Source organism: Solibacillus sp. FSL W7-1324 (assembly GCF_038008025.1).
GTDB lineage: Bacteria > Bacillota > Bacilli > Bacillales_A > Planococcaceae > Solibacillus.
This window is the reverse complement of record NZ_JBBOYH010000001.1, coordinates 1,491,250-1,516,631: the sequence shown is the minus strand read 5'-3', so window position 1 is coordinate 1,516,631 and position 25,382 is coordinate 1,491,250. Positions and strand designations below refer to the sequence as shown.

The 25,382-nt window shown below is 37.1% G+C and carries 22 protein-coding genes and 1 pseudogene; 4 read left to right on the top strand and 19 right to left on the bottom strand.

Going from position 1 to position 25,382, the window contains the following annotated elements; all coding sequences use genetic code 11:
* Nucleotides 1-25: 25 nt before the first annotated feature.
* From ltrA to MKY71_RS07260, 4 genes and pseudogenes are all read right to left on the bottom strand, one after another.
* The gene (ltrA, locus tag MKY71_RS07275; RefSeq protein WP_340733596.1) at nucleotides 26-1,288 is read right to left on the bottom strand and encodes a group II intron reverse transcriptase/maturase; all 1,263 of its coding nucleotides are present in this window, start codon (nucleotides 1,286-1,288) and stop codon (nucleotides 26-28) included.
* A 670-nt stretch (nucleotides 1,289-1,958) separates the two neighbouring features.
* On the bottom strand, nucleotides 1,959-2,468 hold the full coding sequence (locus MKY71_RS07270; RefSeq protein WP_340732028.1) for a GNAT family N-acetyltransferase: 510 nt from the start codon (nucleotides 2,466-2,468) through the stop codon (nucleotides 1,959-1,961).
* A 120-nt stretch (nucleotides 2,469-2,588) separates the two neighbouring features.
* Nucleotides 2,589-4,814 (bottom strand): YcdB/YcdC domain-containing protein, encoded by a 2,226-nt coding sequence (locus tag MKY71_RS07265; RefSeq protein WP_340732027.1) that lies wholly within the window; start codon nucleotides 4,812-4,814, stop codon nucleotides 2,589-2,591.
* Between the two features lie 287 nt (nucleotides 4,815-5,101).
* Nucleotides 5,102-5,316, bottom strand: a pseudogene (locus tag MKY71_RS07260) (ATP-binding cassette domain-containing protein); the annotation flags it as partial.
* Nucleotides 5,317-5,628: 312 nt separating this feature from the next.
* Here MKY71_RS07260 and MKY71_RS07255 point away from each other — a divergent pair.
* On the top strand, nucleotides 5,629-6,513 hold the full coding sequence (locus tag MKY71_RS07255) for a glycine betaine ABC transporter substrate-binding protein (protein ID WP_340732026.1): 885 nt from the start codon (nucleotides 5,629-5,631) through the stop codon (nucleotides 6,511-6,513).
* Nucleotides 6,514-6,929: 416 nt separating this feature from the next.
* Here the strand turns inward: MKY71_RS07255 and MKY71_RS07250 are convergent, their stop codons facing one another.
* The 10 genes from MKY71_RS07250 to MKY71_RS07205 all read right to left on the bottom strand — a co-directional run bounded on the left by MKY71_RS07250 (nucleotide 6,930) and on the right by MKY71_RS07205 (nucleotide 17,030).
* Entirely contained in the window at nucleotides 6,930-8,357 is a 1,428-nt protein-coding gene (locus MKY71_RS07250; RefSeq protein WP_340732025.1) for an aldehyde dehydrogenase family protein, read from the bottom strand.
* Nucleotides 8,358-8,489: 132 nt separating this feature from the next.
* Nucleotides 8,490-10,328 (bottom strand): hypothetical protein, encoded by a 1,839-nt coding sequence (locus tag MKY71_RS07245; RefSeq protein ID WP_340732024.1) that lies wholly within the window; start codon nucleotides 10,326-10,328, stop codon nucleotides 8,490-8,492.
* 166 nt (nucleotides 10,329-10,494) lie between these two features.
* Nucleotides 10,495-11,481 (bottom strand): NADPH:quinone reductase, encoded by a 987-nt coding sequence (locus MKY71_RS07240; RefSeq protein WP_339176116.1) that lies wholly within the window; start codon nucleotides 11,479-11,481, stop codon nucleotides 10,495-10,497.
* Between the two features lie 231 nt (nucleotides 11,482-11,712).
* Nucleotides 11,713-12,960 (bottom strand): DUF4153 domain-containing protein, encoded by a 1,248-nt coding sequence (locus MKY71_RS07235; RefSeq protein WP_340732023.1) that lies wholly within the window; start codon nucleotides 12,958-12,960, stop codon nucleotides 11,713-11,715.
* A 28-nt stretch (nucleotides 12,961-12,988) separates the two neighbouring features.
* Complete coding sequence (locus MKY71_RS07230; protein WP_339176114.1) at nucleotides 12,989-13,204, bottom strand: helix-turn-helix domain-containing protein; 216 nt, start codon at nucleotides 13,202-13,204, stop codon at nucleotides 12,989-12,991.
* 11 nt (nucleotides 13,205-13,215) lie between these two features.
* Nucleotides 13,216-13,698, bottom strand: coding sequence for a DUF2975 domain-containing protein (locus MKY71_RS07225; protein ID WP_339198949.1), 483 nt, complete (start codon nucleotides 13,696-13,698; stop codon nucleotides 13,216-13,218).
* 209 nt (nucleotides 13,699-13,907) lie between these two features.
* On the bottom strand, nucleotides 13,908-15,521 hold the full coding sequence (locus tag MKY71_RS07220; protein ID WP_340732022.1) for a hypothetical protein: 1,614 nt from the start codon (nucleotides 15,519-15,521) through the stop codon (nucleotides 13,908-13,910).
* Nucleotides 15,522-16,118: 597 nt separating this feature from the next.
* On the bottom strand, nucleotides 16,119-16,304 hold the full coding sequence (locus MKY71_RS07215) for a hypothetical protein (protein WP_340732021.1): 186 nt from the start codon (nucleotides 16,302-16,304) through the stop codon (nucleotides 16,119-16,121).
* Nucleotides 16,305-16,318: 14 nt separating this feature from the next.
* Nucleotides 16,319-16,486 carry a YvrJ family protein gene (locus MKY71_RS07210; protein ID WP_339176110.1) on the bottom strand — a complete coding sequence of 56 codons (168 nt, stop codon included), beginning with the start codon at nucleotides 16,484-16,486 and terminating at the stop codon, nucleotides 16,319-16,321.
* The gene (locus tag MKY71_RS07205; RefSeq protein WP_340732020.1) at nucleotides 16,479-17,030 is read right to left on the bottom strand and encodes a sigma factor-like helix-turn-helix DNA-binding protein; all 552 of its coding nucleotides are present in this window, start codon (nucleotides 17,028-17,030) and stop codon (nucleotides 16,479-16,481) included. Before MKY71_RS07205 ends, MKY71_RS07210 begins: the two co-directional genes overlap by 8 nt.
* 381 nt (nucleotides 17,031-17,411) lie before the next feature.
* Between MKY71_RS07205 and MKY71_RS07200 the strand changes: the two genes are divergently transcribed.
* The gene (locus MKY71_RS07200) at nucleotides 17,412-18,269 is read left to right on the top strand and encodes an XRE family transcriptional regulator (protein WP_340732019.1); all 858 of its coding nucleotides are present in this window, start codon (nucleotides 17,412-17,414) and stop codon (nucleotides 18,267-18,269) included.
* A gap of 348 nt (nucleotides 18,270-18,617) precedes the next feature.
* Here MKY71_RS07200 and MKY71_RS07195 read toward each other — a convergent pair whose 3' ends face one another.
* The 3 genes from MKY71_RS07195 to MKY71_RS07185 all read right to left on the bottom strand — a co-directional run bounded on the left by MKY71_RS07195 (nucleotide 18,618) and on the right by MKY71_RS07185 (nucleotide 21,781).
* Nucleotides 18,618-19,604 (bottom strand): GGDEF domain-containing protein, encoded by a 987-nt coding sequence (locus MKY71_RS07195; RefSeq protein WP_340732018.1) that lies wholly within the window; start codon nucleotides 19,602-19,604, stop codon nucleotides 18,618-18,620.
* A 163-nt stretch (nucleotides 19,605-19,767) separates the two neighbouring features.
* On the bottom strand, nucleotides 19,768-20,433 hold the full coding sequence (locus MKY71_RS07190; protein WP_340732017.1) for a metal-dependent hydrolase: 666 nt from the start codon (nucleotides 20,431-20,433) through the stop codon (nucleotides 19,768-19,770).
* 175 nt (nucleotides 20,434-20,608) lie between these two features.
* A complete protein-coding gene (locus MKY71_RS07185) occupies nucleotides 20,609-21,781 on the bottom strand; it encodes an MDR family MFS transporter (RefSeq protein ID WP_340732016.1) in 1,173 nt (390 codons plus the stop codon).
* A gap of 154 nt (nucleotides 21,782-21,935) precedes the next feature.
* Between MKY71_RS07185 and MKY71_RS07180 the strand changes: the two genes are divergently transcribed.
* Together MKY71_RS07180 and MKY71_RS07175 are read left to right on the top strand one after the other, a co-directional pair.
* On the top strand, nucleotides 21,936-23,183 hold the full coding sequence (locus MKY71_RS07180; protein WP_340732015.1) for an MFS transporter: 1,248 nt from the start codon (nucleotides 21,936-21,938) through the stop codon (nucleotides 23,181-23,183).
* Nucleotides 23,184-23,187: 4 nt separating this feature from the next.
* Nucleotides 23,188-24,474: an alkaline phosphatase family protein gene (locus tag MKY71_RS07175; protein ID WP_340732014.1), complete on the top strand. Its 1,287-nt coding sequence runs from the start codon at nucleotides 23,188-23,190 to the stop codon at nucleotides 24,472-24,474.
* A gap of 79 nt (nucleotides 24,475-24,553) precedes the next feature.
* Here the strand turns inward: MKY71_RS07175 and MKY71_RS07170 are convergent, their stop codons facing one another.
* Together MKY71_RS07170 and MKY71_RS07165 are read right to left on the bottom strand one after the other, a co-directional pair.
* On the bottom strand, nucleotides 24,554-24,955 hold the full coding sequence (locus tag MKY71_RS07170) for a hypothetical protein (protein ID WP_340732013.1): 402 nt from the start codon (nucleotides 24,953-24,955) through the stop codon (nucleotides 24,554-24,556).
* A gap of 28 nt (nucleotides 24,956-24,983) precedes the next feature.
* The gene (locus tag MKY71_RS07165) at nucleotides 24,984-25,370 is read right to left on the bottom strand and encodes a peptidylprolyl isomerase (RefSeq protein ID WP_340732012.1); all 387 of its coding nucleotides are present in this window, start codon (nucleotides 25,368-25,370) and stop codon (nucleotides 24,984-24,986) included.
* Nucleotides 25,371-25,382 lie beyond the last annotated feature (12 nt).

The window sequence follows — 25,382 nt, the reverse complement described above, 5'->3', positions numbered from 1 at the left end:
TACGGATCCGTATACGGCGGTTCAATTAAGATGAATAACGCAAAGTTTCATAACGAACTTGCAGACTTTTCAGCCCTTGGCTTTCCCAATAGGAATTGCCGAGGGTTCTGTGTAATATGGGGCTTTTTGAAATGCGCCAGTACCCTTTTCGGGTGTTTCCCCATTCGTATGCTTTCCCATAAGGTACTTTTAAACGAATAAGATTTCTGACTCTTGTTCGGGGGTTCTTCCAATTCTTCCATAGACACATACGTAATCTCCGTTTAATCCATCCATCTAACGCTTTAAATATTGAAGGAGTATCCGCTAAAGCGAAATATCCACACCACCCTATCAGATATTGGTTCAACTTTTCAATTCGGTATTCTATGGAATAAGGCATCTTTCTTGAGGTAATTTCCCGTATTTTCTTCTTCATTCGTACGAGACTTGATTTCGCAATGCGAACTTTCGGTTCTTTATGATTCGTAAAACTAAAACCAAGGAATTTACGATTCCATGGGCGGTCTACTGCTGATTTCTTTTCATTTACTTTTAAACGAAGTTTACCCTCGATGAATCGCTGTACACTTGCCATAACCCGTAATCCAGCACGTTCGGTTTTCACATAAATATTGCAATCATCTGCGTAGCGAACGAATTTATGTCCTCGTTTCTCTAGCTCTTTATCAAGTTCATCTAAGACGATATTAGAAAGTAGCGGACTTAAAGGACCACCTTGAGGGGTCCCTTCTTCTGTACTTGAAATTACTCCATTTATCATGACACCCGCTTGGAGATATTTACGAATAAGTTTTATTAACGGTTTATCCGAAATTCGTTTTGCTAATGTTGCCATTAGGCGGTCATGATTAACCTTATCAAAGAATTTCTCTAAATCCATATCAATTACCCATCGGTATCCCTCTTTTAAATAGCCTTTTGCCTTTCTCACCGCATCATGAGCACTCCGATTTGGACGGAATCCATAGCTGTGGTCCGAGAATGTTAGGTCATATTCTTTTGATAAAATCTGCGAGATGGCTTGCTGAATCAAACGGTCAGTCACGGTTGGTATGCCTAATAGTCGCACGCCACCGTCCGGTTTCGGGATTTCGACCCGGCGTACCGGCTGCGGTTCATAGGTTCCAGTCAAAATCTGCGATTTAATGGTATCCCAATTTTCGTGAATGTGCTGTCGTAAGGTTTTTACGGGCATCATGTCTACTCCATGGCTTCCTTTATTCGCTTCTACTCGCTTTAAGGCTTGTATCATGTTTTGCCGTTCCAGAATTTGATTCAACATCACCATTTCGTTCCTTTCCGTGAATAGCTTTTTTCTTCTTTTGCCCAACTAGACTACACCCTCCGCAAATACCCTCGTGGAATTCACCACTTCTTTCTAAGCGTGAGGTTACTTCTGTTTTCTGTGTTCATTCATCCAAGTTGGAAAGCCAAGGGCTATTCTCTCTTAATCGTTCAGTCCTTCCAAGTAATTCTAGACTTACTTGTACTATGACCTCTGCTGACTTCTGACAGTTCAATTACTTGTCACCAAGTAGGTTATGAAGAGTACTTCACGTTTCTATCAGACCTCCCCGGGTAAGAACATGCACTTTCACACCATCTATCCGCCTCATTTACTCGATATGACCTTCGACAGAAAGGATTTTGTTTTGTTTGGCAAACTCATCCAATCATATCTAGCCTTATATGAGATTCGTGTTCCTCGGACCGGTGCTTTGCCTCCAGCTTCCTTCAGATTCCGCATCACCACGGACACCCTTGCTCTTGGCTAACCTCTACTTCTGTCTTCGGGGTTCGGGACTTTCACCCTATAGTTCATGCACATGCCGGGCGCACCAAAAAAGAGGTACGAATTCATAATGATTCGTACCTCTTCTTTTTCGTTCATATGTATTAATGGGCTTAAATGCATTCAAATATGTATACCTTTCCTTCTTCATTAAAAGATCTTATCATTCTTTCAAAACCAACTTATATTGTACTAACTTAACTTCTTTCCCTATGTATAAATCTGTTCCCACACGGCTTTCCTCTTTAAATCCAATTTTCTTCATCAATTTTCTGGTGCGATGATTTGTTTCATGCGTTTCTCCGTAAAATGTGGTAATTCCAAATTGTTCATTTGCATAATTGATTAATTCCTCTATCATTCGTGTACCAATTCCAATATTCCAGAGCGTACTGTCACCTATAGCAATACCAATTTCAGCACAATTTTCATTAATCTCGGTTAAATCGGCATAACCGATAAGTCTATTTTTATATTCAATTCCCAGACGAATCATATCTTTTTGTTGATTGGCTACACAACGTTCCCACCATTTAAACACTTCCATATGATCTCTATTTTTTTGCCAACCATTTGCTTCACAAAAATGCTCATCCCTGCTCCAATCCACTACAGCATTGAAATCTTCTAATTTCAACTTTCTGAAGTAAATTTCATTTCGATTAATAACCATTAATCATCCCACCATTCTGATTTTCGCAACGCAATAATCGTTCTTAGCTCCGTAATTTACATATGAAAACCCTTGCCGTTTTATATGGCAAGGGATGTTTCATTTAAACTAAACCTGCTATTAATAGTTATTAATCTGATATTCGTTCATTTTATGTGCTAAACGAATTGTCACTTGAGCTAATTGTGCATACGTAACTTCACTAGTTGGCTTCAACTGATTATTTTCAGCTTCAAGTAATCCCATTGCATACGCTAATGCCACGTGACCACGTAATTCCTTATCTACTAGTGCGGCATCACTGTATTTCAATTCATATATATCACTCAGTTGTGCAGGTTTATTTAGTTTCAGTGTTCCAATTACCCATTTTGCCAGCTCCTGATTAGTAAGAGCTGTCTGAGGATTAAAGGTTTTAGTAGATGCATCGAGCATTCCCATCTTTAATGCACGAGAGACAAATGCATATGAAGGATCGTCTGGCGTGATATCAGTAAATGATTCGTCCGCCATTTCAAAATCATTGTATCTAGAGCTGTAATACATGTATGTTACGGATTTCAGTAATACTTTTAATGCTTCCTCTTTTGTAATAGCGGCATCCGGGTTAAACTTTTCGTTAACTTCTAAAATACCTGCATGAATTAAATAATTTAATTCTTCGGCAGCTTTTGGATGCTCGATTTTCGGCTTGTCCGCATTGGCCATTCCAGATGCATCTAACCATTCACCTGTTTTGGCATCAATGCCAGCAGACCGTTCTTTGAAGACTGGTTGGTATGCTAAACTGTAATGCTGCTCATTCCCTACTTTTGGATGATTCACATATTGCAGTTTCAGTTTCAACTCATCCTTCAACATTTTTGTTGCTTCCTGTTCAGCTAAAATATCCGTTACTGCCGGGTACTCCAAATCACCATAGTCGCTCATGTATAAGTTGACTAAATCACCTGTTTTGGCATCGACACTTACTGAGACACTATCCCCCATTACCGTTAAGCCATTCTCGATGCGCGGGAACGTAAAGTTATAACTATTATTGTAGGTCTCATGGTAGCCTTCATTTACCGGCAATGCATACTTGTGAGCAGATGAAGGGATCCATTCTTTTACAAGAGCGATCGCTTTATCCAATGCCTGTTTTTGTGTTAATTTCACTTCATCTTTGCTGTCATCATTATCTACTTCGAGACTACTTTTGATATCACTGTAATTAATGAATTCCCCTGTTGCTTTATCAATTGTTAGTACAGTCCCTGTCCCACCATTACGATAGTTATACATATATTGAATGTTGAATACTTCTTTTCCAGTTTCAGATGTTGTTTCATCGACTGCTCCAATCTCCAGTTGAACCCCTTTTATATCTGTTGCAAGCAATTTCTCAGCCAAAGCTCGTGCCTGCCCTGCTGTCATATTCGGCTGTTTTGCCGCTAATGGCGCTGATACAATTGGTGTAATTGGTTTAGCAGATAATGTTGACGAGAGCCCGTCCAAAGTGATCCATTCCCCTGTTAGCGCATGGATACCTGAAATGACCTGGCTATTCGGTTCATATACGAGCTTCACTTTATGATTTCCTGTTGAATAATCCGGTATAATTGTATAAGACAATTGTGCTTTTAAAGCATCTTGCATGCGGTTAGCGACGGATGATTCATCTTGTTTTTTTGACGGATCATCATATGTGAAATTATTTTTTGGAGAGGTTGTTCTATAAAAAGATGATACTGTGCCATCTCCTAGTACACGAATATTAATAGTTTGATCTGAAATTGGAATTCCTGAATTTTTCTTCTCATAATTAAATGAGTATTCAACAGGCTGCGTTAATATAGATGGAGAGTAATAATCATATGGGTTCGGCACAAGCTCATACCCTTCGCCTTTACTGAACTTTTCCATAAATTTATCCGCTGATTTTTTCACTTCTTCTTTTGAATATTTTGCCGGGAATAATACATCCTTTGTGTATACAGGTTGATAATAGAATTGCTCCAACTCTAACGTATCGCCTACGAAAACAAAGCTCCCATGTTCATATTGATCATCAATATTCTTTGAGAAATAAAGTTCATATCGCACCGTAGTGTCTGTATGATGTGAGTATCCAGCCCCGCTATGAAAGTCTTTTTCCGATACATGCAGGAACTCATTTGGAAATAATTCTCGGAAACGCTTTATTAAATCTGCTTTTGTTACTGTAGTATTTGCTTGTGCGACCTGAATCGGTAATGTCTCCATTCGTTCATTCCCTAATGTTGAAGCACTAGCAATCGGTGCTAATAACCCAACAGATAGCGCTGTTGCAGTTAACATGGCACCCGCCTTTTTAAAAGTTACCACTCTTCATCCCCCTATCTCTTTCTCGTAAACATCTGTTTACACTTATATATTACGAACTTAAATTCAAAATAGTTTCACTTTTGTTAATATTTAACTAATTATTACGAAATGTTAAAGCCGATAAGCCATATATCTAACCGTTTGATCAATACCATAAGTAGTTAATTCCTCCCTCTTAGCTCTTTCCGAAAACATTACCAGTTATCGTGATGGATAGTTTAAATTATTCCTAAAAGAATAAAAAAACAACTATTTTGAAAATAGGTGTTAAAGTTCGGTTATTGAGTAACCGGAATCATCTTCGTAATCTCTTTCCCGTTTATTGAAATTGTTCCGCTAATAGGTTCTACCATGCGGTTCAGCATACGAAGAGCTGTCGTTTTACCACTACCGCTCGTCCCAATAAATGCGATAAACTCCCCTTTTTAATATCTAGAGTTAAGTTATCAACGGTCACTTTCCCACCACGGTATACCTTGCGCAAGTTTTCGATATGTAGCATAGAGCTCATTCCTTTTCCCATTTATCGTAATCCTATTTTGATAAAATACTTTATTTATAAACCCCGCTTTTCAGAAACGTAACAATGGAGACATTTAAATTGCAATATTGTAATTTTATAGTTTATTACGTAATCTCCAATAAAATTTTGTAATATTTAACGGTTTCCATCCGACTTTTTTATTTCTATATAGTATTTTTTTACGATTTCGAATTGACAAAAATAAAGTTTAAGTTAATAATTATAAACCAAGTAACAACTCGTAAAATATTTAAGGTTGTTACATTATAAAAGGAATAAAGGGAGCGTATTATGCATTTTAAAAAATTAGGATTATTTTCAGTAGCATTATCGGGTCTGCTTTTAGCTGGTTGTAATAATCAGGATGATAGCAGTGCTACAATTGAAGAAAAATTAAACTACACGATTAATGGCATTGAACCAGGTAGCGGTACAATGGAATTGGCTAATAATGCTTTACAAGATTATGAAAATCTAAACAACTGGAACCTTACAGAAAGTTCTACTGCAGGTATGCTGGGAGAACTGGATAAAGCCTATAAAAATAAAGAACCAATTATATTCACAGGCTGGAACCCTCATTGGATGTTCGCAAAATATGATCTGAAATATTTGGAGGATCCTAAAAAATCATTAGGTGAAATTGAAAATATTAATACGATTGTACGAAAAGGCTTTAAAGAAGATTTACCAAACGCTTATACATTAGTGGATCGCTTTTATTGGGAACCGGAAGATATGGAAACGGTCATGACCGATGCCCAAAATTCAAACTTTGAGGATGCTGCAAATAAGTGGGTAGAGGAAAATTCGGATACGATTGCAGAATGGACTGCTGGCGTTGAAAAAGGAAATGGTGAGGAAATTAGTATTATTTCAACTCCTTGGGATACTGAGGATGCCTCATCCCATGTCATCGAAGCTATATTGGAACAGCATGGCTTTGAAGCCGAAATCACTCCAGTTGATCCTGCCATTATGTTCCAGGCGATTTCAACGGGAAATGGGGATATTTCATTAGCTCCATGGCTGCCGATTACCCATGAATCCTTTTACGAAAAGCACAAAGATGACTTTATTGATTTAGGCGAAAATTTAAAAGGGGCACGACTTGGCTTTGTTGTTCCAGCATATATGGATATTGATTCGATTGAAGATTTAGCTCCAAAAAAATAGTCATACAATAGCATCGGGAAATTTATTTCCGATGCTTTTTTCTAAAAGGAATACAGCGATAGCGGTTAAAATACGCAACCTAATATCAGATAATTCAAAAATTTCCCGCGCAATAATTTAGTTACTTGTGGATAACATTAATTTGAAGGCTGCCTAAAAGAATTTCCGGCAATGATTTTCTAATAAATTTTGAGATCTGCTAATATATTTTTATTTGTTCTAATAAAATTGCGAAGTTCTAATTTATTTAATGTTTGTTCTAATAAAGTCGTCAACTCTTCTAATATGTTCTAACGTTCTTCAAATAACCAGCGCATTTCTTCTAATATCCTCCCCAACTGTTCTAATAAAATCTCCCTCAAGTTCTTCAAGACAAAAAAACTGCCCAAGTTGCAAACACTTGGACAGCTTTCCAATTAGAACGGCATTCCCATAATCGCTTTTGGCTCAAGAAACTCCTCGATACCATAATCGCCCCATTCACGGCCAATACCAGATTGTTTAAATCCGCCGAATGGTGCAGAACGATCCGTTTCACTATCGTTAATACGGATTTGCCCTGCTCGGATGGAGAATGCGACTTTCTTCAACTCTTCTTTATCATTACCGAATATATATCCGGCAAGTCCATAAATCGTATCATTAGCAATATCGATGGCTTCGTCTAAATCCTTATACTTGATGACTGACATAACCGGACCAAAGATTTCCTCCTGCGCAATGGTCATATCGTTTTTCACATTCGTAAATACCGTAATTTGTGAGAAAAATCCTTTATTAATTCCATCTGGTCTGCCTGGCCCACCGATTGCAATGGTTGCACCTTCTTCTTCACCTTTTTTAATGTAGGACTGAACGGTCTCCCACTGATCTTTGGAAACTTGAGGACCCATAAATGTATTTTTATCCTGTGGATCCCCTACTGGAAATTCCGTAACAAATTCTTTCATTGCTTCAATGAATTCATCATGCATTTCTTCCGGTACAATCATGCGGGTTGCCGCGGAACAAACTTGCCCTGTATTCATAGCAATTTGTCCTAATGCCGCTTTTGCTGCTTCCTTTACATCCGCATCTTTTAAAATAACAAATGGTGATTTGCCGCCAAGTTCCAATGAAATATTTTTAATATCTTCAGCAGCATTTTTCATTAACCCGCTGCCAACTTCACCTGAACCGGTAAACGATACAATGTCCACATCCGGATGAGTACTGATTGCTTCACCTACTGTTGAACCTGAACCGTTTACAAGATTAAAGACTCCTTTTGGAACACCCGCTTTATCCAAAATTTCCGCCAGAATGACCGCTGCAAATGGTGTTTGGGAAGCAGGTTTTACTACCATCGTACAACCGGCCGCCAATGCACTTGCAAGCTTTGTGGAAAGTTGATTTGTCGGGAAATTCCAAGGTGTAATCAGTCCGGCTACTCCAATCGGTTCTTTTTGAATATATGATTTCTCTCTTTTTTCGGTAAATTTAAATGTCTTCAATTGTTCTGCCGCTTCTTTGAAGTGCGTTAGCCCCATCTTAAAATGAATTTCCTCCGATTTGGTAATAGGTGCACCTAATTCAGCGGTCATTGTTTTCACTAAATCGTCTTTACGATTTTCATATTCTTCAGCAATCGCTTCCAACAGCTTAATTCTGTCGTCCACCGACATTTTTGCAAATGAAGGGAAAGCCTCCTTCGCTGCCTGGACCGCTCGATTCACATCTTCTTTCGTCCCGCTGCTAATCTTACCTACTACTTCCTCTGTCGCAGGGTTAATTACTTCGATTGTATCGGATCCAGTAGAATCAACCCATTCCCCATTGATGTATTGTTTTGTATGATTTAGCATAATCAAACTCCTTTATAAATCGACTTATAAAAAATATTCCCTTTGTGCTTGTCAGTAAACATTTGAAACTTTCTCATAAAGCAAAAAAATTCGAAGCCTGTAGTAGCGCTTGAATTTTTAATCAGTGTTAACCTATTCATTTATCGCAAGCAATTGCTTAGCGATTTCCTTCACATCCGGATCTTTCGATTCCTTTGCATAACGCACTATAAGTTCTTCGATTTCCGTACCTTGCCAATACACACGATCATATGAAAGTAATGTCTGAATCGCCATATACTGCAGATGGTCGTCGGTCGTTATTAAAGCTTGCCCAATAAAATCCATACCAATACCATTATACTGATCCAATTCTTCAATAAGAGACAAAACTACAACTTTCTGGTCGTTCGTCAGTTCATTGAAATCGCCAAAACACTCCGTTATTCCCATTAATCGTTCGATAATTTGCGCATCCTTCGTGGCAAACAATGAATAATAATATTGCACATTTTCAGGGTGACTCTTTAATTTTTCAAATACGATGTCTGTTATATCTGCTTTATAATATTTGGCTACCGCTAACGCCATATCCTCATTTTCCTGGTCGTATTGCAGAATTTCCAATGCTTCCTGCAGCCATAATGGATTATGAGCAATCACATTGATGTTTTCTTCTACTGTACGCTTTTCATGCGGTTTCCAGTTAGATGAAAAGCGATTATCCCATGTTTCTTCATCATATTGTAAATACTCATGAATTTGTGTCAAAATAAAAAACTGGCTGAATGTCAGGCAATGTGTTTTCGCATGATGTGTATAGCGCATCAGTACTTGACCTGCATACTCATATTCATCCATTGTTTGATATGCCCCTTCATATAAAAGAGCTAATATTATTGTCCCGGCACTGTCAAATATTTTCCCGGAAATAATTTTTTCGTGCAGTTCAATATCAAGCTTCCCTTTTTCAGCACACATTAATGCCGAGGCATTCCCAGGTACAGTATTTTTTAACCCTTCCTGTAATATCCACTGTCGGATATCTTCATTTGAGGCATCCAGGAAATTTAATGCTTCAAGTTTACCCCAGTCCGAAACATTTTGTGCGATATGCCACACTGTCTCATTACTGTTAGTTGTGCCGTTAGTTATTGCGAATAAAGCCACTCCGGTAAACTCTTCGTGCAATGCCACCACTTTCATACGTTCTTTATACTCTTCACATTTAACTGTTCCCAATACAAGAAGCGCAAATTTCACTACTTCGCGATGTGCCGCATGTTCTAGCAGCCAAATTGCCTCTTCTTTCACTCGGTCTTCATCTTTTTCAGCTTCAGAAAACCGCTCCAAAAATTCATGGAAATAGCTGATGACCTTCTCATCTTTAATTTTTTCGTAGGTTGATTTACGTGTTTGCTCATTCGGATTAGTAACCTGTGCTAAAAATAGCTTGATCAGCTTTTTCGTATAAAATGGTGTTACTGCCTCTTGATGCAGCTGGTCTGCAAATCCTGGCGCAAATTTCGGATGATGTTCATCATATAAAAAATCGTCATCCGGCAAATCTTTTGTTATTAGCTGTTGATTTTGCTCATATTGCTCTTCAAGCAAAGGTACGATATACGCCTTATTTGCCCATGGTAAAAATTGCAGTTTCATAGCCTCATGCAACAGCTGTTTTCCATCCACTTTCACCGTTACATTTAATTTAACAAAGCCGCCTATTTTCACATACACTTTATGTTTCTTACCGCTTTTTGATTGGAATGTTCCTTTCAGAGTTGAAAATGGCACTATATGCGACCACATTGATTTCCGTACATTTTGTGCAATCATTTGGCCATCTACTTTTAAAACTTCTTCCATCATGCCATTCATCACTTCTATTTGATGGCCTTCAAAATCGACGACCCAATGTTTTTCTACTTCTTTTGCAGCGTCATTTTTGGCATTGCGTATTTCACGTTTAAGTTCTTCTTTAAACCCCATTTAGTTGCTACCTATCCCTCTCGTTTCTATTCAACTATCATAACAATTTTTGTTAACTTTTTGTTAAATAGTTGCAAACTAACAAAATAATATTACGAGTCTCTACTTTATTAATGAGAATTGCCAGATAAAAAGGACTAGCAACTATACTAGTCCACAAAATGTCTTATTGAGTTTTTACAACTACTTTCCCGTTATGCTCCCCATTAATTACTGCATCAAATGCCTTACCAGCCTCTTCTAATGGATAACTGTAACCTACGACAGGTTTTAGCTGTTCTGTTTCCAGCAGCTTTGCTACACCGTATATTAGTTCCTGGTGTTCTTCTGCCGATACATTAAACAGTACCATCCCACGTACATCACATTCTTTTTGCATCACTAGACGTGGATTAATCTCAATTTCCCCACGGTTTCCGACAATGACGATGACACCGTTTTTAGCAACCATCTGCAAGTCAGTTTGCAGATTTTCATTCGCCAGAAATTCAATTATGACATCTGGACCTTTGCCATCATTGGCATCAAGTACAGTCTCAATCGTTTCTTCTTTAGTATGATCAAGCACAACATCCGCGCCAGCTTCTTTTACAAGTTGTTTCCCGGAATCTCGGCTAGCCGTTCCTATTACTTTTGCTCCTAAAGCTTTTGCAATTTGAACAGCCTGCAAACCTACCGCACCACTCGCTCCGTGAATGAAAACCGTTTGCCCTGATTTCACTTTCGCTCTTCCAACCAATGCTCTGTAAGCAGTCAGTGCCGGAATTCCTAATGCGGATCCCTGCTCAAACGAAATATGCTCTGGAATCGGATGAACAAAGCGGCTTTCACAAACAATCTGTTGTGCCAATGTACCTGTCGACTTACCACTCGGCAAGCTCGCGATAAATACTCGGTCCCCTGCTTTTACGTTAGTCACTTGTGCTCCAACTTTTTCAACAACCCCAGCCCCATCCAGGCCTGGCGTATATGGCAAGTTCGGTTTAATCGCATATGTACCTGTAGAAGTATAAACATCGCTAGGATTTACACCTGCCGCATGAATGTTTATCAGTACCTCATTTTCTGCCGGTGTCGATACTTCCGCTTGCTCCACAACTAAATTTTCAGATGTTCCAAATTGATTGATACGTATTGCTTTCAATAACTTCACCCCATCAACTATATTATATTAAGAATATTAGAAAAATTACGTTTTGTATAGAGATAGCTTCGTTTAATAAATTATTAAAATGTAATACTCTTATTGGTTCATCTATATGGATAATATAGACGGGGCGTGAAATAATTTTTATTGGCAATAATAATGAAGCTATATTTTGAAAGCAGATGTACGAACTCACTTCGTCATCTGCTTTAATGGGATATACACTATCTCTTTTATTTAAAAAATAATCGGAAAAGTAAATATAACGAAAGCTGCCCACAATCCGTATACCGGCAAATACTTCGTAATGGCATCTTGAATCGCTTCAGGTCCGGATTTATTTTGAAGATAACGTAAATAGGAAATCATTATCCAAAGTAGGTTTGCAAAAATAAGTATATTCACCCCTAAAACAGCAAGCCGATTTGGTGTAATACCGTAAGAAGTCAGTCTGAACATGATGGCTGATAATGCGACACTGTCAATAATAAGCGCAACAACGATTAATGCGAAATTGACATAGTCGAAGATGCTCTTTTTATCATCCGAGTCCTTCTCGGTAATAGAGAAGATTGTTACAGCCAGTACGCCAAGTAGTATACCGTTGAAGGCAATCAGGAAATCGCGGTCCAAAAATGGATTTTTACCGACTGATAGGACCGTTATAAGGTATACAAGCAAAGTAATTAATACTAACGGGCTAAATATTTTTGCGATAAATGGAGTTATATTTTTGGCCAACTTTAAATTCATAGAAACAAGATGTACACCAACAACAGCAAGTGCCACTGCCCCAAATAAAACGATATTACTAAAATAGAAGTCCTCAATATCTAAGCCAATAAAGCTGAATAACTGCAACGTTAATAATGCAAGAAACATCCCGCTAACTGCCATGCTGGCGTAAAGAATGCCATATTCCAAATTAAATTTGATATAAGCTAATCTTGTACTGCTATTTAAATAATCATTTCCTGTATATGCTAGCCCTAATAACACCCATAAGAAAATCGGGAAATGTAAATATGCTAAAATTATGCTATCGTCATTGAAATTCAATGGCAGCATATTCAAATAAATTCCTGAAACTAAGAACATTGCCACTAACGAATAAATGATATTTCTTTTAGTTTTATGCTTGTAAACAAAGTAGGCAGCAATAAACGGAATAATACCAAATGCCAGATTAATCGGAGCGATCGATTCCTGCTCGAAAAAATGGAATATAATTCTTGTGCATACCCCTGCCATGATCGCTAATATTCCCATGAAAATAAATCCACTTTGTAATGACGCAGACCTTTTTTTACTATCCATTTCATTGAAATTCAATCTTTCATACCAAACACTCAAAATCGGGGAATCAGAGTTTTGTTCCCATGCCTGTTTAAATGACTTAGTAAAAGCTTTCGGGTCTTTTCGATACATTTTCTCCAGTACATCGGGTTTAGTAATATTTTCAATAACCAAATTATTACTCTCCATTGCTTTCCCTCCCTCAATTATGTTCCACCTAAATTTCCTCATCACTTTTGTATTCTAAAATATCTCCAGGCTGACAATCCAACGCCTTACAAATCGCCTCTAAAGTTGTTATTCGGATGGCTTTTGCCTTTCCATTTTTCAATATGGAAAGGTTAGCCATCGTAATTCCAACCTTTTCCGAAAGTTCTGTTACACTCATTTTCCTTTTTGCCAGCATCACATCAATATTAATAATAATTGCCATAGTTATTCACCTCAGACCGTTAAATCATTTTCAGATTTAATATGAATTGCTTCCTGTAAAAGTTTTTGAAGAACCGCTGCGAAGACTGCAATTACCAATGAAGCAAAAGGAACAACTAATCCGACAAAGATAACACCCGGTGCGTCATCCAATTCTGCAAATACATAAAACAGCGGTAAAACGAATAAATGCAAAATACTAATTGTGATGGCACAATATTTTATTTTCTTTAAAGGTTTCACAGCTAGCTCAGAGAACGCTTTATTATTGTCGATAAAGCGTAAAAGTAGGAAAGCCTGATACAAAGCAAAGAAATAAGGAATTGCCGAAGCATCGAAAACGATGTAAACAAAATATTTTACGAATGCAAACTCCGGAAGCATTTTTGATGCTACATTTGCCAACTCAGGTACTAAAAAGATGCATAACGCCAAAATAGGAATTCCTAAAAAAACAACAGCAACTTTTAAAAACAACGTAGTTACTTTTTCCATAATTCGCACCTCATTTATTTATTTTCAATTTTGATTTTAATATATGATTTATCGTAAATCAATAAATATATATCTAGTTTCGTGATTTATTTATTGCATATTAGGTTTTACATTTACAATTCCAAAATAAAAAGCTTGGAAAAACCTTACTAATTAAGGCTTTCCAAGCTTATATTCATTGCTATTTAATTTTTTTCACTTTGCCCCTCTTATTTTAGGAAGCTTAAAAAGTTAGAGAATGATGCTACAAGATCTTGGTAGTAACCAATGACTTTATCTTTTAGTGCGATTTTTTCACTTTGATTTTGTTCTTCTTCAGGATCTACACTAATTTCTTCCGTATCTGTTTGGACTGGTTCTTCTTCCGGCTCTGAAACAGTGTTTTCCACTTCTTCACTAAATTGCTCTGGTGTTTCTACAGTAGAAGATAACTCTTCAGTTGCTGCATCTACTGGTACTTCCAGATTTTCATCAGTTTCAACCGGCAGAACAGTATTTTCAACAGGGATGTCTAGTGAAGATTCTTTCTCTCCAGTTGTTGGTACTGTTTCAATAATATCAGTTGCTTCATCTGTTACTGGTGTATTCTCTGTTTCTACATCTACTGGAATTTCCTGGCTTTCATCAGTCTCTGCTGGCAAAGCTGTATTTTCAACCGGGATATCTTGTGCAGAATCTTCCTTTACAGTTGTCGGTACTGTTTCAACAATTTCCGTTGATTCGTCAATTACTGGAGTTTCAGTTAATTCAGTAGATTGGTCAGAATCGAAATTACTTAAATATTGTTCAATATGAGTTTGGTAGTAGTTAATTAAGCTTTGGTAGCTATTATCGATAAATTGATAAGATTCTTCTACCCATGTAGTAAAATCATTTTCTGGTGTAACTACTTCTGTTAGATCATCTTCAGTCACCGGTACTGCGGGTTCTTCAGTAATATCTTCTTCCACTGGTTCTTCTGCTATCGGAGTTTCGGTCTCATCAGTTCCCTCTTCTCCCGCTTCGTCATCTTCTGACACTGGAGCTGCCGGTTCTTCCGTTACATCTTCTTCTACTGGTTCTTCTTCTGCTACCGGTGTTTCTGTCTCATCAGTTCCCTCTTCTCCCGCTTCGTCATCTTCTGACACTGGAGCTGTCGGTTCTTCTATTACATCTTCTTCCACTGGTTCTTCTTCTTCTGCTACCGGTATTTCTGCATCATCAGTTCCCTCTTCTACTACTGGTTCTACTTCAGAAACTGGTGCTGTCGGTTCTTCCGTTACATCTTCTACTGGTTCTTCTTCTGCTACCGGTGTTTCTGTTTCATCAGTTCCCTCTTCTTCCACCGGTTCTTCTTCAGAAACTGGCACTGTCGGTTCTTCAGAAATATCTTCTACTGGTTCCTCTTCTGCTACCGGAGATTCTGTCTCATCACTTAACTCTTCTTCTGCTTCGGCTTCTGGAGCATCAACTGTTACATCATCACCAGACACCGGTGTTTCTAGCTCTTCTGTTATACCATCATCCGTTGTATCATCTATATTATCTGTCTCATCTAATTCATCTGTCGTTTCGGTTTTTTGCTGGGCAACTTGGCTGACAAGCTTCCCTTTTTCAGGAGAACCTGGCAGGCTCTTTGCAAATTCAGACACTTTCTGCCCGTGATTTTTTATGTGTTCAATAACTTCCTGATTAACATCCTTTGCATCCAATTCCGCTGCTGAGATAGGTGCACCTGCCGCTAAAAATGATGCAGCGATAAATGATGTTGACATCACTAGTGGCGCTACTTTCTTAGAAAAATTCTTATTTGCTGTTTTAGAGTCCATTTGTTTTTTGTTCATTACTTGATCTCTCCTAATTCGTATTTTGTACTGATAGGATGGATTTTTCATTAACCTCGGCTTTAATCGTTTCACCTCTGATTGAACCGAGTAAAATGATTCCTCAATTTATTTGGCAGCACCATCTACTGCCTGCATAAAATATAGCAAAATTATATTACGATATTGTTTTACTCATATTAAAAGAGTTGATCTCCCCATTACGAATCTTTCGAATTTTGCAATATGTGAAATAAAAAAACCTGATAAAATCAATCCGTTTTTATATAATGAATACGCTTCCACATTTGTTCTGTTAGTAATTTTAAAAATTTTCCTTACTTTATAATTTGGTGAAAACATTTTACATATATCACGGGACAGTAATAATTATCTAAACTAATAAGACATTTTTCACCGCAATATTACCAATTAGAATTACACCAGGTTCAAATAGCTTAAATTTCCGGTATAACACCTATTTATCTATGTATCATGCATTCTAATATCCTTGTAAAAACAGGAATTTATAAATTACTATAAATTAAAAAGGCATTTTAATAATCCAAAGATGTAAGTAGCTCCTTAGATATCAAAATGCCTCGCCAACTATTCTATTCATTTAAACAATCCTTTTGGTTGTACGAAAACCGTATTTTTTAAAGTTTTAATGGTAACTTCATAAAGATGTTGCTTAAGGTCATCCCGATTTTCCATTCTCGTTTGCAGCGAAGAATAAGAGATGATCGGTTCCAATCTTTTTAATACTTGAACAATTTCATTAGGATTAAATTGCTCGACCATAGTTAACCTCCCCTCTATTTTTTACTCCTTTCATGATTTGTCTTTGTGAGGTCATTCGATAATACGTCAATTGAATTTCGTAAAGAATCGATTTTGCCTTCAAATCGCATTAATAAATAAATTGCAATCGTAATGGGAAATCCGAAATTCCCTAATATTTGAAACAGCTGCCCCTCAATCATTTTCCTCCCTCCCTTCTCTCAAAATTCTAATTGCTTTATGAATCATCTTAGAAATGGCTTGTTGTGAAACATTGTAAATCTTCGCAATTTCCTTCTCAGTTAACTCATTTACATACCGGTAATACAACACTTGCTTTTGCTTCGTATTTAAACGTTTTAACAAAGTTATTAACATTTCATCACTCAACAAGCTCTCTAAGTCATTCTCAAAAATGCTTTCGAATTGTACAGAAGAATTTTCATCTTGAACGGTGTCTACCATTGTAAGGCTTTCATTTATAGGTGCATCCAAATTTAATTCGTATTTTTTATTGTACTCTCTTAGCTTGGAATCAAATTTTTTTGATTCATAGATAATTGCTTTTTTTATATAGGCGATACGTATAATCAGTTTTTCAAAGTATTTGAATTGTTCATTTAAAGCATCCGCATTCGTACTTGTCGGATCCTGCAAGTATGCATTATACAGTTTGTTGTAGTCTTCAATCTCTAAAAAACTTTTAAACACATTACTATTCACGACATCAGGATTCAATATCTTCATTCGTCATTCCCCTTATCTTTTTAGTCTTAAAACCTGAACTTCTGTTCGTTTTTAATTAAAAAGACTGAATAGAATGCTTATCCCTTATTAATCCCTTATTATATAAAGGGGATTTTCCTAAGAATAATACAACCAAAACATTACGTTTTATTGAAATATTTCAGAAGAAGATGCACCAGGCGTACGAGTTGGGAATCTATTACGACTGGTGCCATCCATTTAGTGAAAATGTCTTTTTATCCCCCGCCAATTCCTACAATCCATAATTCCAGCGCGATAATAATAAACTCAACCACTTTCTCACCCCCTTTTTTTACTAATTTTACATAAATTACACTTTCCGAACTTATAATATTAGTAAATGAATATTTGGAGGGTATTATGAATAATTACGGAAAAACATTAAAAAAAATTAGAGTCGGCAAAGGATTTTCACAGAAATATGTTTCCAACAATATTTGTACACAAGGTAATTTCTCCAAATTTGAACTAGGTGAAAATAAAGATATTAAGCATTCAACTTTAAGTGAATTTTTAGTACGAATTGAAACATCCTATGAAGAATTTAGATATATTGATAATGGGTATATCATGCCGTTAAGGGATGAAATTATTACGAATTTCTATAATCAAACATATAATAATTCGGAAAATTTATTGCAATTACAGAGAAGTTGTATTTCATTTTTAAAGGAATTTCCTGATGATCATTTAATTAATAAAATATTTATTATTATAAAAAGTTTAACAATATTGGCTAATACGAACGATTTTCATAGTGCGAAATTACTTGCCGAGCCCATTTGGACAGAATTATCCCGCAGAGACGACTTGTACTTGTCCGATATCTTTTTACTAAATTCCATACTTTATATTTTTCCGATTGAAACCGCTGTCGAAATGAAAAAATTCGCTTTTCGACATATTGAAAAATACAAAAACTTCCAGAATATAAACCGGATTAAAATAAATTTTTTAATTAATCTCTCTTTGTTATATTTAAAAAATCACGATTATCATATGGCTTTAAAACAATTAGAAAACTCTATTGAACTATGTAAAATAGAGAAACTTTTTATAAATCTGTCTATATGTTATATACGTAAAGGGATTTGTTTAAATAATTTGGGTCATTGCGGATTATATTGGCAAACTAAAGGGATGAATATGTTGGAAGTTTTAGACGAAATCGAATTGCTTTCCATATTAGAAACAGAAATCGATAAATACTCAAATTAAAATAAAAAAATAGATGTGCAATACGAGATTCTTGGTGTATTGAAGATGGCTAGTGTTATTGCCGTTTATCTACTAAAAGCAGCCGTCGATGAAGACAATAAAAATAAGAGGCCGGGACATAATTAGAATTATTGCAAAATAAAAGGAAAGCCTTTATTAAGAAATGGATATATTGCAAAATTGATTGGAATGGAGGGCGACTCCTGCGGGAATAGCGTGACGCCTGAGACTACAGGCTCAGGCCACGCCCGCGGAAAGCGTCCCGGAATGGAAATCAATTTTAACGCTCAGCAAAAAAACGCTATTTTTCCAAAGAAAAATAGCGTTTTTGAGTTATGTCCCCCCTCATTATTTAATCGCATCTTCCTGCAGTTTTTTCAATTCTTTCTCTATGTACATTGCTCGGTCCGATGCTTTAATCATATCGTCCAGATCTGCATATGCAACATCCGTTGTATAGTGCCATCCAATGCTTGCCGAAACATTGATAATATGCTGATCTAGAATCATTGGCTTCTCTAGAGCAGATTGGATTCGATTCATTATCTTTTTCAATATCGAATTATTCACATTAGCCGTGAGAACGACGAATTCATCTCCCCCTAACCGGCACAGTAAATCGGTTTCCCTTAATACGCCATCGATCCTTAGAACAATAATCTGTAATAATTGATCCCCAATTTCATGGCCGTATGTATCATTAATCTTTTTAAAGCCGTTCATATCAAGGAACAATAAGGCTATTGAGTCGACATTCTCATGTTTCATTAAATCAAACTTTTCCCTAAGCAATGAACGGTTTGCTGCACCCGTTAAAGGATCGTGATAAGCCAAGTCCTGTAACTTGTCGTTTGCCTCCCTCACTTTAAGGATGAAAACAATAAGAAAAATGGTGATAAATATTCCAAACAGTATTAAATAAATAAAGTCTTCCTTGACGACATTCGGAAAAATTTCATCGTGAAGATAGAAAAACGAATAGAATGTAAGAATGATCGAAGCGGCTCCTGCCATCAAAACAGCTTTGATCTGCTGATATATGGCACTTAGCGGAAGGGCGAGCCACATGAAGAAATAATTTACTAAATACGGCGAATCAGTAAGCAGATAATAAAAATATAAGTACATACTGATGATCATAAAATACATTGTGAATTTGGCGTTTACTTTCTTTTGAATTAGCAAAATCATGATAAGCCCAAAGATTCCAAAGAAGAATGCTGGAGGAAAAATACTCGCTATACCTTCAATCGATATATTAATTATTATTTGTGTAAAATAAAATACACTTATTAATAGAAGTAATAATGAATTTCTTCGATGCATTTCAATCATACTTTACCCTCCTCTACATCTGTATTGGGCATTATTGTTTATTTAACTTGTAATCATTTACTTTATTATAGCTTATGGCAGAATTCTATGCAGTGAATAATAATCAACTAAAAAAAGATCTTTCGACAGTTCTTGAAACTGATGAAAGACCTTCCTTTAAAATCTATATTCGTATTTTAAATACTTTATTCGTAATCGGTGCGAGAAATTTAACCCCTTTTTTCGTCATCATATCACCTAATATATGAGATAAATAGGCCATAGTGGAGATGATCGCTAAATTTTCCGCGCCTGTACTCACTTCCAGCAGATGGGACATATATGCCCAAAATAACACTGCCCAAATTGTATGGGTGAAGCCCCGATGCGGAAACCAGCCAGCTGCCCCAATATAAACGGCAAACAAAACGAGCCACCATAATTCATCAGTAATTGCATAATACAGAAGGAATAAACTTAAAATCGTCATTATGATATTTTTCAGCGTTTCCTGACTTCTCAAGGACATTGCGATAATAATAGCACCCAACGCTAAAAACAGCAGCTTATTTTGTTGCGTAAACCAGTCACCATCCAGAAAAGGCAAAAGATTTACGTAGGCAGCCAACGATAGAATCATTATAATTCCGCCAACCATTTGTCCGCCCTTTTTTATTTGTTTCGCTGTTTTCGTTACATGTTTATTCAACAGATTGTTCCCATCCAAATCCGGAGCAAGTGAAGCTACTGCGGATACAGCTAAAACAACCGGGATCATCTCAGGTGCCTGGCTGACAGATGCCAATGCCCCGATTCCTAACCCAATTGTTAAATGCGTTCGACCTTTCATGATGTCACCTCTTTGTTGTAAAGTCTTTTAGCGGAATTTTTACCGCGCACTTCATATGTAGTCAAAGTGTTCATTGTACTTAATGAAGTTCTATTAATCAAGTTTTTTCAATAATGAAGCCTGCTTCACTTTATGTGCAGCTCTTTCGGTTTATTACTTACCGATCGTTCACAATTCACGTCAGCCTTTGCGCTCGGTTATATATAAAAATACTGCAAAGCATGATTAATGAAATCATCGCAAACATATAATCGATATAAACCGTTAACAGCCATCCACCGATAATCGGTCCGAGAAACCCTCCTATATTTTTAAACTGTGATGCACCAAGATATGTCCCCTTCTGATCCTCAGGTGCAATCTCCTCAATAACTGCATTCATCATCGGAAAACAGAAAATCTCACCGACCGAGAACACAATCATACTCGCAATGAACATCCAAGAACTGTCGGAAACACCAAACAGAAATAATCCGACCGCAAAAATGACGACACCGATTTTCAGCGAACTGTATATTGAAATTCTCTCGCTTAATACGGTTAAAGGCAGCTGAAATGCCAGTACTGTAATGGAGTTTGCGACAATCACATAGGAAAAGAGCTTCACCCCATCCTCCACATTCATATTAATGAACTGTGGGAGTGTCGAGTTGAACTGGGAATATCCAACCGTGATCAAAATGCCCCCTGCGATAAACAGCAGCAGCTTCTGATCATGGAACACCGCTTGTAATACCGACCGGATTTGATGATTTGATTTAAGCCTTTTTTGCTTCATTTCATAACGGTTTAATACGATAAATAAAAATAGGCCATACAGCGCATACATAATGCCGGTAATCATAAACGGTGTCGCCGGGCTTGAAAGGCTTGCGACCCAGACACCGAGCAACGGTCCCATAACAGCCGCAATATTAATGGCCGTATACCGTACGGAAAACAGCCTTCTTTTTTTGGCATCTTCCGTAAAATCAATCATCAGCGCTTGCGTACCCGGTTCAAAAAATGAGCGGCATAGCCCGTTCACCGCATTCAACACGACAAAGTAAACAGCTGAAGGAGCTAACGCAAACCCAACGAATGTAAGGCTCCATATAAAGACTGTAATAATAATAACCGCTTTTCGTCCGAATCGATCGGTTAAATAACCGCCAATTAACCCGCCGAATGTTGAAAACAGAGGGGCAATCCCAATTGTAACGCCGATTAATAAAGGTGAGGCCTGTAGTTCATTATGTAAATATAAAGCTAAAAACGGGATTGCCATGAAACTGGCAGTCCGTACAAATATCGTGCCACTTAATATGATCCATACAAGCGGATGAAAATAATTAAAAATCCTTGCCATAGCCTGCCTCCTGTAAATTTGAGAGATAACTTCCATTATACAGAATTTTCGTAAAGAATATTTCTTTAATATGAAATTACTGTATGGTTCCGCTTATCAATTTCAAGATAATGGTATAATGACTGAAAATAGTAGGTTAGGAGGTTTTATGTAAGTGAAGCTGACAAAAGAAGAAAAGTCCTGGATTTTATACGACTGCGGGAATTCGGCTTATTCCATTGCAATCACTACCGCGCTTTTTCCCATTGTCTTCGGGATGTTTCAAGGTGTGAACAACATGGATTTAGGTTATTTCAATTCACTCGCAAGTATACTTGTCGCCGTTCTTAGTCCTATATTAGGAGCCTTTGCTGATTATAAGGACAAGAAAAAACGTTTCTTCACATTTTTTGCGTTAGTCGGAATTATTTCCACTCTTTCCTTTACATTTATTTCACCGGATAGTGGGCAATGGCAGCTATTAATCGTCATGTACATTCTTTCATGTATCGGTTTTGCAGGCGCCAATATTTTCTATGATTCTTTCTTGGTCGATGTAACAACAGATGAGAAAATGGATAAAGTATCATCATCCGGCTTTGCTTTCGGCTACATTTCAAGTGTCATTCCATTTGGGATCAGTTTAGTCGTCATCTTAGTGATGGGGATGGATGCCGCGATCGGTTATCAGATCGGCTTTTGTATTACCGCGCTATGGTGGGGATTACTGACGATTCCGATGATTAAAGACGTCAAACAGCGTCATTATATAGAACCCGAGCCGAATCCGATCGGCAATAGTTTCAAGCGATTAGGTCAAACTTTTTTAAATATTAAAGACTATAAAATCGTATTCATGTTTTTAATCGCTTATTTCTGCTATATCGATGGTGTCGATACAATTATAAAAATGGTTGTTCCGTACGCGACAAGTGTTTTAGGCTCCGACGGGCTGAATACATTTATGCTGTTGGCCATTTTACTCGTTATTCAAATTGTAGCGTTCCCTTTTGCTCTGCTTTACGGTTCACTTGCAAAAAAATATTCGACACGGGCATTAATTATTGTCGGGATTACAACTTATATAATTGCCTGTATTGCAGCATTTTTCATTTCGGAAATGTGGCATATCTTTATTCTAGGTATTATGATTGGCTCTGCTCAAGGCGGGATTCAGGCATTAAGCCGTTCGTATTACGGGAAAATTATTCCGAAAGAACGCTCCAATGAATTTTTCGGTTTCTATAATATTTTCGGAAAGTTTGCGGCGATTATCGGTCCTTTTTTAATGGCACTGACAACAACGATGACCGGTGAAGCGAGATACAGTATTTTATCTATAATTCCTTTATTCATAATCGGGCTCATTGTCTTTTTAATGCTGCCAAAAGATGCGCATGAACAAACTAAATTAGCAGGGTGATCGAATGAAGAAAAATAATAAATATGTAATTGTCGTTTCATATGATGCCTTTTCAAAAGATAATTGGGAAAGTGCAGCATCAAAACCGAATTTAGCAAAACTGATTGAACGAGGGGCCTCCACAAATTTAATGAAAAGCGTCTACCCTACCCTCACCTATGTTATACACAGCTCCTATGTGACAGGTGTTTATCCAGACCGGCACGGAGTTTTTCATAACAATCCATTTCAGCCGTTCGTGCCTGAAAACGATCAGAAATGGCACTGGTTCCGAAGTGATATCCAAGCACCAACTGTATATGAGGCAGCTGGTAGTAAAGGACTGACAACTGCAGGACTATTATGGCCCGTATCAGGAAAAGCGGATATTCACTTTAATATTCCAGAAATAAAAGCGATTAAAAATGAAAACCAGGCACTGAAAATACTGAAAAGCGGCAGTAAATTGTTTACGATGCAAATGGAACTGAAATACGGAAAAGTTCGGCAAGGGATTCAGCAGCCGTATTTGGATGATTTCACAACACTATGTGCAGTAGATACGATTAAAAAGAAAAAGCCGAATTTACTTCTAATGCATTTAATTGATCTCGATGATACGAAGCATTTGTATGGAACAAAGGGGCCTCATATCGAAGAAATCATTGAACGGATGGATCGCCGAATTGGAGACCTCATCCAGGCGACAATCGATGCGGATATTTATGAAGAAACGACTTTTATAATCGTCGGAGATCATAGTCAGCTCGATGTTCAGTATAAAGTGTATTTGAACCGGATTTTATACGAGGAAGGCCTGATTTATGAGGAGAATGGAAACTGGCATTGGCGTGCATATGTTCAAAGTGCTGGTGGAGCCGCGTATTTGCATGTACAGCCCGGTGATGTAGAAGCAGAAAAGATAGCGCTTACAATTTTACAGGATGCTGCACGGAATGAGGCTTACGGCATCGAAGCGATTTTGAGTGCAGAGGAATTACAGGAATTTCATGTAGCCAGTAAATTCCGTTATATGATTGAAGCGAAAGAAGGCTATGCTTTTGAAGATGACCATTTACAGGAAGCTGTTGTCGACTTACATGCACTTGGCGAAAAGTATGCGACACATGGCTACTCCCCTGACAAAGCCGATTATACGAGCAACCTGATTATTTCAGGCAACGGTGTGAAAGCTGGCTCAACAATTGGTGAAGCTTGTGTCGTTGACATCGGTCCGACCATTGCACATATTTTAGATGTGGACTTTGCAAATACAGATGGCAGAGCATTGACTGAAATATTCAAGCGATAATACCGACGCTATATAGAAAATCCCTTTTGAATTGTTAGCTTCAAAAGGGATTTTAATTTCATAATTATAAAGCTCTATTTTAATCTTGTTCTTTCACTTCTTTATAGACCCTTAAAGCTTTATCATAAATATCATTATTTTCATCGATTTGATAGTTTCCAGAACGATTTCCCAGCAGAAAAATCCCTTTATTATCGATTACTAAACTACCTGATATTTGATCTTTATAGATAAAATGAATCGTTACCGCCTTATCATAATTAATTTCCTCGTTTGTCTGTCCAATATCTTTAATTTGATTGTACTCCTTCACAAGGGACTGAACCGTTTTTTCATCCACTTTGTTATAGCCCTCATACATGCTCTGCCCATAACCGATATCGAAGTAATCTGCTTTAATTTGATTAGGCGAATTACTATTACATCCTCTTACAATAAAAAATAAAATTAAAATAACAAATACTACTAAAAATTTCTTCAAAACTTCCTCCATCTAATCTAACATTCTTTTAAAACCCTGTGGAATTATCTATAGGTGTATCTTGGCCGTTTATTTTTACATTAATTGAATCATATTGTGCATCACCACGAGTAACTTTATAAACGTGTTGTTTCAATTCGCTATTTGTTTCATTTTCGGTATCCAATTTTATATCCAATATGTTTTCTCTCTCTTCAAGTTCAGCTGTTACGGTTCCTGCAGATTGAAAAACAATATACTTCACATCGCTTTTGCTATCATTAACAAGCTGCAATGTGTCATCGGTATCCATAAAATCAATACTCTCCTGTACTTTTGGAGGAATCTTTTGCACTTCGGTAATACTCAATTCCGAGGAGTTGCAAGCTGCTAAAAGTATTGTTGTAATAAACAATAATGATATTAATTTTTTCAAGTTACGTCTCCT